Origin of the sequence: Flavobacterium sp. LC2016-13, assembly GCF_009707955.1 — a bacterium.
Taxonomy (GTDB): domain Bacteria; phylum Bacteroidota; class Bacteroidia; order Flavobacteriales; family Flavobacteriaceae; genus Flavobacterium.
On record NZ_WMDQ01000008.1, the window covers coordinates 47,047 to 63,855 of the forward strand.

Below are 16,809 nucleotides of genomic sequence, written 5' to 3' on the forward strand. Positions count from 1 at the left end.
TTTTAGAACTTACTTTTCAAATCCATTCTGCCATGAAGAATTCTAACAATTTCAACTTCGCTATCTGAAAGAATTCTATAAAAAAGGATATGCTGATTTGATTTATATCCTAATAATTTTTCTTTTACTATATCATATTTCTTTCCTAAATTATTATTATCAGCAATTTCCTGACAGGAATCTAAAAGCAAGCGATAATATTTGTCAGCTTGATTTTCTGACCATTCTTCAAAAGTGTAATCCCAAATTTCAGCTAAATCCTCTACAGCTTTATTAGTCAGATGATATTTAGCCATTTCCTTTTTTTCTTTTCTTTAGGTTTTCAAGATGTTTCTCTGGATTGAAGTTTTCAGCTCTTCCGCTATTAAGTCCGTCTTCAATAGATTTTCTTAGAAGTATTAATCGGTTTTCCTCTTCTTCAAGTAAACGTAATCCAGCCCTCACAACTTCACTTGCATTTTTAAATCTTCCTTCTGAAAGACTAAAATCAATGAAATTTTCAAAATGAGTTCCTAAAGATATCGATGTATTCTTTCCCATAATGTTTTTTTATATTTCCATTTGTAAAGTTACCATTTTTTGGTAATTCTACAACTTAATTAAACTTTATACGTTTTTCAATTCGGAGAATAATCAACCTTAGTCAAAACCCGATCTTCAACATTCCCCACAACATCGCCGTATTTTGCAGTAAATTGTTTTTTAATTTCAATCCATTCTTTATCGGATTTAAAACCTTCCCACGCTTGTTTCATGGTTTTTTCATCCGGCCATTCTAAAAAATAAACAAATTCGGTTTTCTTATCTGATTTTGATTCCCAGATAGAAGTAATTTTGAAATTATATTTTTTCATAATACGCATCGCATTATCGCGAAAACGTTCATGAAAATGGTTTTTATTGTTTTCAAAAATTTCATAAATACGCAATTGATAAACCGGAGTTGTCTGCGTTACATTTTGAGATTTTACAATAGATGTAGCAACTAGTAATGAAGTCAATAAAAATAGTTTCATAGCGGTTAATTTATTTGGTTAATATTTCAAGTGAAATTATTTTAAGCATTGAAAACAAGCATTTTAAGATAAACAAAAATATGAATTAAAATAATACCTCTTTATCAGGTCAATATTTAGATTGCTTTCCTTTACCCGAAGTTTCGTGACGCTCAGGAAGACAATTCTACGAAGAAAAAAATCCGTTAAAATCTGCGTTTTCGCGATAGCGAATCCGTTTTATGAGTGTTCAATTCTATCTATCAATAATTAAGAATTGTTAATTTAAACAGCTTACTTTCTCATATTCAAATCACTCAAAAATCACGATCATAATTGTTGTTTTCAGATTTGTGATTTGGTAATTTTCAGACTATATTTGCTATCGAATAAAAAGAATATGGAACAATTTGTTGTATCGGCTCGTAAGTATCGCCCACAGACCTTTAAGGATGTTGTAGGCCAGAAAGCCATTACCAACACTTTGCTGAATGCTATTGATAGCAATCACCTTGCTTCTGCCCTTTTATTTACCGGACCGCGTGGCGTTGGAAAAACAACTTGCGCACGTATTTTGGCTCGAAAGATAAATCAGCCCGGATATGACGATCCAAATGAAGATTTTGCTTTTAACGTTTTTGAGTTAGATGCCGCTTCAAACAACTCGGTTGATGATATTCGTAATCTTATTGATCAGGTTCGAATCCCGCCACAAACCGGGCAATACAAAGTTTATATTATTGACGAGGTTCATATGTTGTCTTCGGCAGCTTTTAATGCTTTTTTGAAAACATTAGAAGAACCGCCAAAACATGCTATTTTTATTTTAGCAACAACAGAGAAACACAAGATTATTCCAACGATTTTATCACGTTGTCAGATATTTGATTTCAAAAGAATTACGGTAAAAGATGCTAAAGAACATTTAGCTGAAGTTGCAACAAGTCAGGGAATTAATTTTGAAGACGATGCTTTGCACATTATCGCTCAAAAGGCTGATGGTGCAATGCGTGATGCTTTATCTATTTTTGATCGTGTGGTTTCGTATTGTGGAACTAACTTAACACGTCAGGCTGTAACCGAAAACCTAAACGTTTTAGATTACGAAACTTATATCAGCGTTACAGATTTACTTTTAGAAAATAAAATTCCGGAGCTTTTATTGGCTTACAACGATATTCTGTCAAAAGGATTCGATGGACATCATTTTATTGCCGGCTTAGCTTCACATTTTAGAGATTTATTGGTCAGCAAAACTCCTGCTACTTTAAGTTTGCTTGAAGTGGGCGAGCAAGCGCAGCAAATGTATGGCGTGCAAGCTCAAAAATGTTCGCAAGACTTTTTATTAAAAGGAATTGACATTGCAAACGATTGTGATTTAAAATATAAATTGAGCCAGAATCAGCGTCTTTTGGTCGAATTATGTTTGATGCAATTGGCCTCTATCAACTTTGATGGAGAAAAAAAAAAGTTGAACAATTCATAATTCCGCCTACTTATTTTAAAAAAGGTGGTTACTCTATAGTTGAAAGTCCAAAGGCGAAAGTTGAAAGTCTTGAAACTTCAAATACTAAATCCCAAATTTCAAATGCGGAACAGAATAACAATGTCACTCAAAATGACAATGTTGAAGTAAAAACTGAAACTGCCGCAATTGAAACCCCAAAAGTTGAAACTCCTGCTACTCCACGTGCTGAAATAGGCGGTGAAACTAAAGTCTCTGCATTTTCTTTGGCGAGTATTCGCGCGAAAAAAGCGATGGAAGAAAGCAGCAAATCTTTTGTAAAACCTTCTACTGTTTTGCCTACGGAAGAATTTACGGAAACCGAAATGTTAGTGCAATGGAATAAATATGCACAGCGTTTAGGAGATAAAGGTTTGAAAATCATGGAATCGTTATTATTAATTAACGATCCAACTTTGAACGGAACTGTAATTACGCTTGAGTTACCAAACGAAGGTTCTAAACTAGATTTTGAAAGTCAGATTAATGGGCTTTTAGGTCATTTAAAAGGACATTTACATAATCATGATATCACAATTGAAGTTATAGTAAATGAAACAATTGAGGCTAAAAGAAGTTTTAACGACCAAGACCGATACAATCGTTTATTAGAAATCAACCCAAATATTGAACTTTTACGTTCTACTTTTGGATTGGATTTACAAGGATAATTTTTTTTTCTTCAAAAAAATCACGGCAAACTTTATTGCAAATATTACTTTTTTGATGTAAAAGCTCTTTCAATTCTTTTATCCGGAATAAGCCATAATAAGGCTACCGTAAAATAAGAAGCTCCGGAAACCCATTCATTAAAAAACGAAGTAACGATTCCAACAATATATAAAACGGCAGATACTTTTCCTTTTAAATCCCTTCCTAAAGCTTTTGCTAGAACTGAATTTTTTCCTTCTACATCAAGAACGGTTTTTTGAAGAATCACGTAGGCAATTGCACAAAGCAACAAAATGATTCCGTAGCAAGCCATAGCTGCTTTTGAGAAATTATGTTCTCCCATCCAGCCTGTTGAAACGGGAACTAAAGACAACCAAAAAAGCAAATGCAAATTTGCCCAAAGGATTTTTCCATTGACTTTGCTTAAACCATGAATTAAATAGTGGTGGTTGTTCCAGTAAATTCCAACGTAAATAAAACTTAAGATATAACTTAAAAACTTAGGAATTAATGGTTTTAAATCAGCAAACTCAACTCCATGAGGTACTTTAATTTCTAAAATCATAATGGTTATTATAATTGCTAATACACCATCACTAAAAGCTTCAAGTCTTGTTTTATTCATTTATTGCGTAGTTATAGAGTTTGCCACAAATTTCACTAATTTACACGAATTATTTTTTCTGTTTTTGCACATAAAAAATTAGTATTAATTCGTGAAATTCCTGGCAAAAAAATTAAATTTTACCGTAATACATTGCTTTTACGATTCCATCAGAAAGTCCGATTTTTGGAACGTAAATTTGACGCGCACCACTCCATTTCATTGCATTCAGGTAAATTCTGGTTGCAGGAATAATAACGTCGGCACGGTCAGAGTTCAAACCTAACTCGGCAATTCTTTGTTCGTAAGTTAAAGAATTTAAAAATGCATATTGTGAATTGATATAAATGTATGAAAGTGGTTTTTCCTGTTGCTTTCCTGACATTTTAAACAATTTATTAATGTTTCCACCAGAACCAATTAATGTAACTTCATCATAATCTGCCGTGTTGGTTTTAATCCATTTTTCGATTTCATCCCAAACTACGTCATGAACCATGTTATTTAATAAACGAACGGTTCCTGCTTTAAACGATCTTGAATTGATCATTTTCCCATCAGAAAACAATGTGAATTCGGTACTTCCACCGCCCACATCTACAAAAAGATAGGTTTCGTCTGATTTTAATAAATGATGTAAATCTGTCGAAGCAATAATAGCTGCTTCTTTTTTACCATCAATAATTTCGATTTTTATGTCGGCCTTTTTCTTAATCAAAGCCACAACTTCTTTTGCATTATAGGCTTCACGCATTGCCGAAGTTGCAAACGCCATGTAGCGTTCTACTTTATGTACTTTCATCAAAAGGTTGAATGCTTTCATGGCATCAACCATTCGTTCTATATTTTCTTCTGAAATTTCACCAACCGTAAAGGCATCTTGTCCCAAACGAATCGGTACACGAACAAGTGAACTTTTATTAAATTGCGGCTCTTTGCCGTCTTGTTCTACAACATTGGATATCAGAAGCCTCATGGCATTTGAACCGATATCTATTGCTGCAAATTTCTTTATATTAATCATGCTCACTTATGATTTGAAATTGATTTTTTGGTTTTTATTACTCTATTTTCTGCGGAACCTCTTCTAACATCGAAATCTTGTTTTGATAATATTTGTAGGTTTCCAATTGAGCTCTAAATGGGGCATGATGATTTCTAGGCTTATATTTATTGTCTAATTTATAGGAATGATATCTCACTTTAACATTCCCTTTCCATGCAATATTAAAATTATCTATTAACTCTTTTTTGATTTCAAGATCATAAATCGGGCATGTTACCTCAACTCTGCCATCCAGGTTTCTGGTCATAAAATCGGCAGATGAAATATACACTTCGGTTAAACCGGCGTTTCCAAAAATATAAACTCTTGTATGTTCCAGATAATTATCGACTATACTTATGGCTTCGATATTTTCGCTCATTCCCGGAATTCCTGGAATCAAAGAGCAAATTCCTCTTACCTGAAGCTGAATTTTTACTCCGGCATTACTGGCTTCATATAATTTATCGATCATTTTAAAATCTGATAAACTATTCATTTTAAGTTTGATATGCGTTTTTCTACCGGCTAAAGCATGCAGAATTTCACGATCTATCAGCTTAATAAATTTAGTTCTTGTATAATGTGGCGATACTATTAAATGTTTGTATCTGTGTACTCTGTAATTGATATCGAAAAATTCGAATATTTTCGAAATGTCTTTCAAAATTCCCTGATTGCAGGTAAACAGCGTAACATCGGTATAAATTTTAGCCGTTGCTTCGTTGAAGTTTCCGGTAGAAATAAATCCGTAACGACGGGTTTTACCTTCTTCTGCCCTTTCGATAACGCAAATTTTACTGTGAACTTTCAGGCCTTTAATTCCAAAAATAAGTTCAATTCCTTCGGTTTGCATTTGCTCGGCATACGAAATATTGGATGCTTCATCAAAACGCGCCTGAAGTTCGATTTGTACGGTTACTTTTTTTCCATTTTTCGCAGCATTAATCAAAGAACTAATGATTTGTGAATTCTTTGCCAAACGATATAAAGTAATTTTTATGCTTGTTACTTTTGGATCTAAAGCTGCTTCACGCAAAAACTTGGTTAAGTATGAAAATGACTGATATGGAGCATGTAATAAATAATCTTTTTTACTGATTTTCTCCAAAATACTTCCCCCTAAACTTAACCCCGGAATTGGTAACGGATCGTTTGTTTTATACAGTAAATCGTATCTTCCTAAATTTGGAAAACTCATATAATCACGACGATTATGGTATCTTCCTCCCGGAATTATACTGTCTGTGGCAACGATTTTCATTTTATCTAAAAAGAAACGTAATGTATCTTCTTCGATTAAACTATCATATATAAAACGAACGGGCTCGCCTATTCTTCTGTCTTTTACTGATGTTGCAATTTTTTCGAGCATACTTTTACTCAAATCGCTGTCAATATCCAGCTGGGCATCTCTCGTAATTTTGATCATGTGCGCTGAAACGCTTTTATAATCAAAAATATTAAAGATGTTTTTTAAGTTATGACGAATAACATCATCTATTAATATAACATATTGTTTTTCATCGTGCGATGGCAGCACGACAAATCTGTTTATGGTTTTAGGTATTTCGATAACTGCATATCGAACCTCATCGTTTGTATTCATTTCTAAACGAATCGCGAGATATCCTAAAGTATCTTTTAGAACCGGAAATTCTGCCAAATCATTCAAAATGATAGTCACTAATTCCGGACTTAACCTTTGAACAAAAAAGTCTTTCAGAAATATTTCCTGCTCTTTTGTAATTTGATTTTCGTTGATAATAAAGATATTCTCAGCTTCTAACTCAGACTCTATATTGCCTAAAATTCGTAAACTTTCAGATTGCTGCTGAATTACGATTTCGGTAATATCTTTAATTAATTGATGTGCAGAGACACCTCCTAAATATTTTTCACCAGAAATTCCAGAAAGGCTTAGTCTCCGGATTGCGGCATAACGAACTCTAAAAAATTCATCTAAATTGTTCGAAAAAATTCCAACAAAACGCAATCTGTCTAAAAGTGGTACCGTATTGTCTCCAGCTTCCTGAAGCACTCTTGCATTAAACGCTAACCAACTTTTCTCTCTATCGATATATTTCTGCTCGTACACTTTATTTATTTTAAATCTTTGGGGAAAATTGTTTTTTGGGTTTTGCCATTATCGATTGTATTCCAGGCATCGCTGTCAAATTTAAGCGAAACGAATCCGGAAGTAGGCACATTGTCGATAAAAACATCCCCAAATTTATTAACAAAATTTGTAATAGCCTCGTTATGTCCAAAAAGAATAACGCTTTCGAAACTATTATCACATGATTTGATAACTTTTTCGAGTTGTTTTTCATCAAAAGTATAAAGATCGTCTTTGTAAACGATACTTTCTATAGGATAGGAAATATTTTGAGCAAAAATAACTGCCGTTTCAGAGGCACGTGCTGCAGTACTGCTCCATATTATATAGGTTTTAGGAAGAAATTTTGAAATATTGGTTGATACTTCATGTGCATCTAAAATTCCTCTCTTCATTAAAGGCCTGTCAAAGTCTTTTAAAGGCGCTTCCCAACTTGATTTTGCATGACGTATTAAAATTAGATTTTTCATAAACAGAAGGATTTAGAAACTTCAAAAAAGAAGAAGTTTCTATTTATTGAAGTTCTAATTTACAAAAGAAATTCTAATAGTTCTCCATTTTTTAATTCTGTTAACATTAAAAGAATTTTAACAAGAATATGAAAAGTCTATTATTAGAAAATTTAAACTCATAAAAATTCATTTTTTTAACATTTTATGTACTTCATCCATTAAAACAATCACTTTGTCGATTTAGATAAATCAATTAAAAAACATATAAATAACTGATTATCAAATATTTATAATATTTGATAAAATCTGTTTTTCATTAAAAAAATTAAAAAAGTGACGATTTTTTAATTGTTATAAATGACATAAAAAATTAATTTTTAGACTCATTTTTAACAAAAAAAGACATTTCAACGATTTTTCAGGTTAGTTACAGATAAAAAAAATCAAATTTAAACTGACTATATAACTTTGATTATGTTAAAATTTTAAAAATAATGCAAAATAAAATCTTAAGTTATGAGAACAAAATCTACTCTTAGAAAAGCGCTAAAATTTTTAAAAAATTGTAAGTCTATTTTTTCTTTCAAAAAAGCGATCTTTCAAAAAAACATTTTCCCTATACTGTTTTGTTTAGCCTTAAATATTTCATTTGCGCAATCCGGTTGTAATGCCACTTTGATTGTTGAGAATAATGGAAATATTAGAAGCACACCTCTCGATGGAACTTACTACGCTATGGTTCTGACTAATAATGGTTTGTCGACTGATACTTATCTACTTACTTCAAAGAACATTAATTCTTCGTGCACCAACACAGATGATAGTACTGCAACGTCGAATGTAATTATTACTGCTGATTTCATCGATTCTGAAAAAACGGCTATTGATCAAATCACTTTGAGTGCAGGACAAACCATAAATTTTTATGTACACATTACCGTGCCTGTTGGTACGGCTGTAGAAAAATGGTCTTGCAATCAAATTACTGCTACCTCAAAAAACTGTACCAATTATTCTGCTGATACTGTTTTGCACACTTACGTCATTAACCCGGTTAATGATTAAAATTTATATCGAGTATTATCTTAAAATAATTTAAAATGGAAATAACTGTACTCTCTTTCAGCAATTATTTATGTGATATAAAAAGAATATCTTTTGGTGTATTACTTCTTCTACTGACTTCGTTAGGCTATGCGCAAACGGTAACAACTAACAAAACAGTTACTGCAAATACCAGCAATTGCGGCATTGTAAATGTAAAAGTTGATATTACCGGCGCTAACCCAATCACACGAAACTCAGATATAATTTTGGTTATTGATGTATCGGGAAGTATGGGAAATACAATCTCAGGTGATACAAAAACATCTATGGATTATGCCAAACTTGCCGCAAAATCATTTATAACACAGGCATCTTCCAATACTAATAATCGAATTGCAATTGTATCTTATACCACAAATGCAAAACTTGAAATTGGATTAACCTTCTTGAATGCTGTGGGTGTTACTGCTTTGAACGCAAAAATTGATGCATTGACTGCGACTAACAATACCAACATTCAGGATGGAATCGTAAAAGCGGAAACGGAATTGGAAACGAACGGGCGTTTTGATTGTGCTACAGGAAGAAGTATTATTTTACTAACCGATGGAGTTGCAAACCGAACCGGAAGTGTTGGAAGTACTTCGAGTTGCAGTACCGTTAGTACTTCATCTTCATGTGTTACTTCTGCTATTACTGCTGCAACGAATGCAAAAACTACTGTAAAATCAAGCGTTACTTATAATAATCAAATTTTTTCTGTTGGTTTATTTGGCGGAATTTCAGGTAATATTAGTACTGTGGGAAGTGATCAATACGTAGCTAAATATACTTTAGACGGTATTCAGGGAAGTCCTGCGTATATTACCCAAAGTGGTGCTAACCTGACTGCTATTTATAATCAGATTGCAACTCAAATTTCGTGGGTTGCTCAAAGTTTAATTGAAAAAGAAACTGTTATTCCAGGTTTTACAATAGGTTCAATTTCGGTAAGTAAAGGAACAACTTCTTTATCCGGACAAGTAATTACGTGGAATACCGATTTCTTAAATTCAGAAACGATTACATTAAATTATCAATTAACACCAACAGGAAGTGCTTGTGGAAATCAAACGGTTAGCACATCCACTTTTAATTATCAAAATGCATCTTGCACCAACGATTCGAAAACAATTACAAGCCCGAGTTATTTTGTTCCTTGTTTGCCTTTAGTGACGGGAGTATTAAATGCATGCGGATCGACAACATTAACGGCGTCTACAAATGCGGCATCGCCAACTTATGTTTGGTATAAAGATGATATTGTAATAACCGGACAAACTGCTGCAACGCTTTTAGTAACTGCAAGCGGAGCTTATAAAGTAAAAGTGAAAAATGGAAGTACAAATTGCGAATTAACATCTGCTGCATCTACCGTAACCATTAGCCCGGCAGCGGCTCTTGTTGCGCCAGATAATGCTACAATTTCGGGATGTAGTACGGCTTCAATTACCGGATTGATTTACAAAACAACAGATACTACGATTACTTTAGCGCAATTAAATGCTGCCGGAGGTTCTCTTGCGAATAGTGCCAGTATCGGAACTTATACAATATCATATTCTGATACTGCTTCCGGAACATGTCCGATTGTTGTAAACAGAACATTTAAAGTTACAACTGGCTGTGGCACAATTACCAAAAGTCAGACTATAACTATTCAAGATACTTCTGCACCAACGTGGACAACAGCTGCGACTGTCCTAAACGTAACTTTACAATGTAGTGATTCGGCAGGACTTTCAACAGCTCAAAACCAAGCGCCAGTTGCAACTGATAATTGTGGAGGAACGGTAACTTATACTAAAACCAGCGGAATATTTGTTGCAGGTTCTTGTGCCAATTCAGGAACGTATACCAATACGTGGATTGCGAAAGATGTGTGTTTGAATACTTCTACTTCTTTCACACAAGTAATAACTATTCAGGATACAAGTGCGCCAACATGGACAACGACTGCAAATTCTCTAAACACAACTTTACAATGTAGTGATACTGCAGGACTTTCAACTGCTCAAAATCAAGTGCCGGTTGCCACCGATAATTGTGGAGGAACAGTAACTTATACTAAAACCAGTGGAATATTTGTTACAGGTTCTTGTGCCAATTCTGGAACTTATACCAATACATGGATTGCGAAAGATGTGTGTTTGAATACTTCTACTTCTTTCACACAAGTAATAACTATTCAGGATACAAGTGCGCCAACATGGACAACGACTGCAAATTCTCTAAACACAACTCTACAATGTAGTGATACTTCAGGACTTTCAACTGCTCAAAATCAAGCGCCAGTTGCTACTGATAATTGCGGAGGAACAGTAACTTATACTAAAACCAGTGGAATATTTGTTGCAGGTTCTTGTGCCAATTCCGGAACGTATACCAATACGTGGATTGCGAAAGATGTCTGTTTGAATACTTCTACTTCTTTCACACAAGTGATAACTATTCAGGATACAAGTGCGCCAACATGGACAACGACTGCAAATTCTTTAAACGTAACTTTACAATGTAGTGATACTGCAGGACTTTCAACTGCTCAAAATCAAGCTCCAATTGCTACTGATAATTGCGGAGGAACGGTAACCTATACTAAAACAAGCGGAACTTTTATTGCAGGTTCTTGTGCTAATTCAGGAACTTATACTAATACGTGGATTGCGAAAGATGTATGTTTAAATATTTCTGCAACTTTCACACAAGTGATCACGATTGAAGATACTTCTGCGCCAAGCTGGACAACAGCTGCAACTGATTTAAATGTAACACTTCAATGTAGTGATACTTCAGGACTTTCAGCAGCTCAAAACCTAGCACCAATTGCAACTGATAATTGCGGAGGAACGGTAACGTATACCAAAACAAGCGGAATTTTTGTTGCTGGTTCTTGTGCTAATTCAGGAACATACACCAATACGTGGATTGCGAAAGATGTGTGTTTGAATACTTCTTCAACTTTTACACAAGTGATTACGATTGAAGATACTTCTGCGCCAAGCTGGACAACAGCTGCAACAGATTTGAATGTAACTTTACAATGCAGTGATACTTCAGGACTTTCAGCAGCTCAAAATCAAGCACCAATTGCAACCGATAATTGTGGAGGAACGGTAATCTATACCAAAACAAGCGGAATTTTTGTTGCTGGTTCTTGCGCCAATTCTGGAACTTATACCAATACGTGGATTGCGAAAGATGTGTGTTTAAATACTTCTTCAACTTTTACACAAGTAATTACGATTGAAGACAATACAAAACCAACCTGGTCAACAACTGCAACTGATTTGAATGTAACATTAGAATGCAGTGATGCACAAGGATTAATTGCTGCTCAGGCATTATTTCCTGCTGCTTCTGATTTGTGTGATGCTGATGTAACTAATATTGTAAAAACAAGCGGTCAGTTTGTTGCTTCTTCGTCTTGTTCGAATGCAGGAACTTATACGAATGTTTGGACTGTTTCTGACGATTGCGGAAATATATCTGATTCTTTCACGCAAGTGATTACAATTGAAGATAATACAAAACCAACCTGGACAACAGCTGCAGCAGATTTGAATCTAACACTTCAATGCAGCGATACACAAGGATTAATTGCTGCTCAGGCATTATTTCCAACTGCTTCTGATTTGTGTGATGCTGATGTTACTAATATTGTAAAAACGAGTGGTCAGTTTGTTGCTTCTTCGTCTTGTTCAAATGCAGGAACTTATACAAATGTTTGGACTGTTTCTGACGATTGCGGAAATATATCTGATTCTTTCACGCAAGTGATTACAATTGAAGACACAACAAAACCAATATTCATTGGAGATTTACCAACAGATATTACAGTTTCTTGTGATGCTGTTCCTGAACCAGCGGTTTTAGAAGTTTCTGATAATTGTAGCGGAAATTTACCAATCGTATTCTCTGAAGTTAAAAGCAATATTCAAAACGAATGTGCTACAAATTATACTTTAACACGAACATGGACTACTAGTGATTGTAGCAGCAATACAGCATCTTATACTCAAATTGTAACCGTAAAAGATACTACTCCACCAACAGGAACAGCTCCTGCAGATGTTTCAGGTTTAGAAAGCATAGTTAATATTCCGGTTGCAAACCCACAAGACATTACAGATGCAGCAGATAATTGCAGTTCGAATGTAAATATTACTGTTAGTGACTCTAATAATGGCGCCAGCGGTTGCGAAGGAAATGCATATATATTGACCCGCACGTATACTTTGGCGGATTGTGCCGGCAATAAAACAGATTTAGTGCAAACTTTTACTATCGAAAATAAAGTTTCTGTATCTGGTATTGCTTCAAATGTAACTTGTTTTGAGGGAAATGACGGTTCGATTTTAGTAACAAACAGTCCTGGTTCAACAGTTGTTATTACTAATGAAAATAATACTGTTGTTGGAAATACAAATTTACCAGCCGGAACTTATACGCTTACTGCAACATCTTCAATAAATAATGACGCTACCTGCACAGCAACGGCAACAGTTATTATAACACAGCCAACTTATAAAGTAAAAATATCAGGACAAATCATCAATGTTGATACTCATACGCCAATAGCAAATGTACCAGTAACATTGATACCACAAGGAACTACAACTGGTCCGATTCTATTACGTATAACAGGTTCTGACGGAATGTATAATTTCGAAGGTGTTCCTACCGGAAATTATTTAGTTCAGGTTCAGGATGCCAATTTAAATAGTGTTTATCAATTATATCCTGTCAATTCAAGTTTGTTATTTACTACTCTTGAAGAATGTGTTTTACAGGTTCACAATTTTGAATACGGAACATCTACTCTACCCGTTTTGGGCGATTATGTTTGGTATGATACAAATGGTAACGGAGTTCAGGATGAATGGTATGATGCCAATAATGATGGAGTTGTTACCAAAAATATTCCGGACAGCGAAGGAGCTGTTGATTTTAGTCAATGGGAATGGATTGATTTAAATGGAGATGGAAGTTATTCCGGTCCATTAAACGTTGGTGAATTAAATGCCGGTGGTTTCGGAAATGCTTCTAGTGCCAATGTTATTATTGATGGTCCAAACGGATATCATGCGGATGTAATTGTGGGTATTGAAGGATACTGGAGAGACAGACCGGAAACTGCAAATCCGTATGGAGATTATACTATAAAATTGGTAAGAGATGCTAATTTCGATGGTATCGCAGCAGCATTAGGAGCGACCAATTTAGTAAAAGTTCTTCCTTCAATTGCTGACAAAAAAATTACGGCTAAAACAAATAAAGCACAAGTACATACGGTTTGCCAAACCACAACTGGTACTCAATATATTGTAACAGTTACATCTGAGGATTTAGTTCATCTGGATGCTGACTTTGGTGTAAACTGCAAGGTATTTGCCGATATTGTCGCTAATGATGATAATGCAGGACCAATTGCGGGAGTGAATCATACTACAACAAATGTATTAAACGTTTTGCCAAACGACACAATTGAAGGCGTTGTTGTAACTGCTTCAGATGTTATTATAACTACAGTAACTCCAAACGAATTTTTACAACTAAATCCTGACGGATCTGTAGATGTATTATCAAACGCGCCGGTGGGAACTTTAACTTTAGTATATCAAATTTGTGAGGCTGATCAAACTTCAAATTGCGATACTGCAACAGTTACCGTTACGATTGAAGCTCCGGTTATGACTGTTACAGCAACTCCTATTTGTGTAAACGATGTTTCATACCTTGATTATGTCGTTACGCCTACAAATTTTACGCCTATAAATGGTGTAACAATTGCATGGGCAGACAGTAATAACAATACTGTAACCACAATGACAAATTTACCACTTAGCGGAAGAGTGTTGTGGCCGGGAGCTGTTGTTGACGAAAATGGTAAAGGTATTGACTGGCCGGGATGGTTGTTTCAAAATAATAAATGGGTTCAGGGTGCAGACGGATTTGAAACTTTACGTCCGACAGCGAATATTACATTATCTGTTAATCCAAGTGAAACTATTACAGTAAATTATCCGCCTTCAGATCCTTATTGTACTGCCAGACCAACTTTTGCTATCGTTGCAAACGATGATACAGCGGGTCCAATAAATGGAGTTTCGGGAGGAACCAATGTATTGAATGTTTATAATAATGATACTTTAAATAATACAGCCATAAATCCGGATGATGTAACATTAACGACAGTTACAACAGATCCAACAGGAACTTTAACATTAAATCCTGACGGTTCTATAAATGTTGCGCCAAATACACCTGCGGGAACTTACACATTAACGTATCAGATTTGTGAAAATGCTGATTTCGGAAACTGTGATCAGGCAACTGTAAACGTTACTGTATCTTCTTCTACAATTGTTGCTAATGATGATACTTATAATAACATTGGCTGCAACACCTTTGGATTGGTTGGAAATGTTTTAAGCAATGATACTTTAAACCAAACACCTGCAACATTGCAATTGGTAAACTTCACATTATTTAGCGAAAATAATAATACGGAGAAAACAGATGAAAATATATCAATTGATGCTTCGGGAAATGTAACAGTTTCCAGTTTAACTCCTGCCGGAATTTATACTTACACCTATCAAATTTGCGAAAAATTAAATCCAACAAATTGTGATACGGGAACAATTACAATTACTGTTCTTCCAAATGGTGTAACCAATATTGCCAGTGAGGCTTGCGCCGAAGATTCAAGTCTTATTAATCTTCTTACTTTATTACCAGTCAATACACCAACAAACGGAAATTGGATTGATACAAATCAATCAAATGCATTGCAAGGAAATACGCTGAATCCGTTTGGTCTTGCTTTAGGCAGTTATTCATTTGAATATAAAATTGATGATGAAAATTGTCCAAGAAGCATCATCCTTACTATGGAAATTAATGATGATTGCAAAGTATTGGCCTGTGGAAATGTTGTTATACACAATGCTTTCTCTCCAAATGGAGATGGAATAAATGATGTTTTCAAAATTGATAATATCGACGAGCTAACCTGTTATCCGGGAAATACGGTTGAAATTTATAATCGCTGGGGAATATTGGTATTTGATGCTGTTAATTACAACAATACAACGAATGCTTTCGACGGAACTTCAAGAGGCAGAACGACTATAAAACAATCTGACGGGTTACCAACAGGAACTTACTTTTATATTATCAATTACCAGTCTTTAGATGGTAACAATGCCGTTCAAATGAATAAAAAAGAGGGCTACTTGTATTTATCAAAATAAGCTTTACGAAATATAATTTATTGTAAATCGAAACAATAAAATGAATTATATAAAAATTACCGAAAATCCCTGATTTGGAATAAGTAATTACGCCGCTTATTGTTTAGGATTTTCATTTCTGAAAAAATCATTAGTAATAATTTGAAATAATAATACTATGAGAACAAAATTATTTTCCTTCGCCATAATGTTGGTAACCATTGCAGGTTTTGCACAACAAGATGCACAATTTACGCAATACATGTACAACACTATAAACATAAATCCTGCTTATGCAGGTTCTCGTGGAGCCTTAAGTGTTTTTGGCTTATACCGTACACAATGGGTTGGGCTCGACGGAGCACCGGAAACCAGCAGTTTCTCTGTCAATACGCCCATAAATAACAGCAATGTCGGAATTGGAGTTTCATTAATCAATGATAAAATTGGCCCAACAAACGAGAATACTTTTTCTGTAGACCTGTCTTATACCGTTCAGACATCGGCCACCTTTAAATTATCTTTTGGTATTAAAGGAACAGCAAATTTATTCAATCTTGATATTGATAAACTGAATCCGGAATTTCAGGGAGATCCACAATTTCAGGATCTTGACAATAAATTTTCTCCCAATGTCGGAGCCGGAGTTTATTGGCATTCAGATAAAGCATACATCGGTTTATCGATACCCAATTTTATCGAAAGCAATCGTTATGATGATAATGATATTGCCATTTTTAAAGATAAAATCAATTATTATTTCATGGCCGGTTATGTATTCGATCTGGATAAATATCAATATATAAAATTTAAACCTGCCGCTTTAGTCAAAATGGTAGAAGGTGCGCCATTACAAGTCGATGTTTCTGCGAATTTTATGTTCATCGATAAATTTGTAGTGGGTGTTGCTTACAGATGGAGCGCTTCATTAAGTGCAATGGTAGGATTTCAAATCACAGACGGTCTTTATTTAGGATATGGCTATGATCGTGAAACCACAAACCTAAACAACTATAATTCAGGATCGCATGAGATATTTCTACGTTATGAATTTTTTCAAAACAATAAAAAATTGTCAAATCCACGTTTCTTCTAAA

Annotated in this window: 12 protein-coding genes; 5 read left to right on the forward strand and 7 right to left on the reverse strand. The window is 34.5% G+C overall.

The features are described 5' to 3' along the window. Positions 1 to 2 precede the first annotated feature (2 nt). The 3 genes from GKZ86_RS16380 to GKZ86_RS16390 all read right to left on the reverse strand — a co-directional run bounded on the left by GKZ86_RS16380 (position 3) and on the right by GKZ86_RS16390 (position 1,016). On the reverse strand, positions 3 to 296 hold the full coding sequence (locus GKZ86_RS16380; protein ID WP_154784154.1) for a type II toxin-antitoxin system RelE/ParE family toxin: 294 nt from the start codon (positions 294 to 296) through the stop codon (positions 3 to 5). Continuing rightward, entirely contained in the window at positions 289 to 540 is a 252-nt protein-coding gene (locus GKZ86_RS16385) for a type II toxin-antitoxin system ParD family antitoxin (RefSeq protein ID WP_154784155.1), read from the reverse strand. Before GKZ86_RS16385 ends, GKZ86_RS16380 begins: the two co-directional genes overlap by 8 nt. Positions 541 to 617: 77 nt before the next feature. Further along, positions 618 to 1,016, reverse strand: coding sequence for an NIPSNAP family protein (locus GKZ86_RS16390; protein WP_154784156.1), 399 nt, complete (start codon positions 1,014 to 1,016; stop codon positions 618 to 620). Between the two features lie 379 nt (positions 1,017 to 1,395). Here GKZ86_RS16390 and dnaX point away from each other — a divergent pair, with 379 nt between their 5' ends. After that, entirely contained in the window at positions 1,396 to 2,481 is a 1,086-nt protein-coding gene (dnaX, locus tag GKZ86_RS16395) for a DNA polymerase III subunit gamma/tau (protein ID WP_154784157.1), read from the forward strand. Positions 2,482 to 2,753: 272 nt separating this feature from the next. Beyond that, a complete protein-coding gene (locus GKZ86_RS16400) occupies positions 2,754 to 3,170 on the forward strand; it encodes a DNA polymerase III subunit gamma/tau (protein ID WP_228526607.1) in 417 nt (138 codons plus the stop codon). A gap of 44 nt (positions 3,171 to 3,214) precedes the next feature. Here the strand turns inward: GKZ86_RS16400 and GKZ86_RS16405 are convergent, their stop codons facing one another. The 4 genes from GKZ86_RS16405 to GKZ86_RS16420 form a co-directional block, all read right to left on the reverse strand. Continuing rightward, positions 3,215 to 3,796 carry a TMEM175 family protein gene (locus GKZ86_RS16405; protein WP_154784158.1) on the reverse strand — a complete coding sequence of 194 codons (582 nt, stop codon included), beginning with the start codon at positions 3,794 to 3,796 and terminating at the stop codon, positions 3,215 to 3,217. A 112-nt stretch (positions 3,797 to 3,908) separates the two neighbouring features. Then, positions 3,909 to 4,799 carry a Ppx/GppA phosphatase family protein gene (locus GKZ86_RS16410; RefSeq protein WP_154784159.1) on the reverse strand — a complete coding sequence of 297 codons (891 nt, stop codon included), beginning with the start codon at positions 4,797 to 4,799 and terminating at the stop codon, positions 3,909 to 3,911. Between the two features lie 37 nt (positions 4,800 to 4,836). Further along, entirely contained in the window at positions 4,837 to 6,918 is a 2,082-nt protein-coding gene (ppk1, locus tag GKZ86_RS16415; protein WP_194632569.1) for a polyphosphate kinase 1, read from the reverse strand. 5 nt (positions 6,919 to 6,923) lie between these two features. Next, a complete protein-coding gene (locus tag GKZ86_RS16420) occupies positions 6,924 to 7,409 on the reverse strand; it encodes a histidine phosphatase family protein (protein ID WP_154784160.1) in 486 nt (161 codons plus the stop codon). A 498-nt stretch (positions 7,410 to 7,907) separates the two neighbouring features. On the opposite strand from GKZ86_RS16420, the gene GKZ86_RS16425 reads away from it, so the two are divergent. From GKZ86_RS16425 to GKZ86_RS16435, 3 genes are all read left to right on the forward strand, one after another. Continuing rightward, entirely contained in the window at positions 7,908 to 8,456 is a 549-nt protein-coding gene (locus GKZ86_RS16425; RefSeq protein WP_154784161.1) for a hypothetical protein, read from the forward strand. 35 nt (positions 8,457 to 8,491) lie between these two features. Further along, entirely contained in the window at positions 8,492 to 15,733 is a 7,242-nt protein-coding gene (locus GKZ86_RS16430; RefSeq protein ID WP_154784162.1) for a gliding motility-associated C-terminal domain-containing protein, read from the forward strand. 157 nt (positions 15,734 to 15,890) lie between these two features. Then, positions 15,891 to 16,808: a type IX secretion system membrane protein PorP/SprF gene (locus GKZ86_RS16435; protein ID WP_154784163.1), complete on the forward strand. Its 918-nt coding sequence runs from the start codon at positions 15,891 to 15,893 to the stop codon at positions 16,806 to 16,808. Position 16,809: the final 1 nt, after the last annotated feature.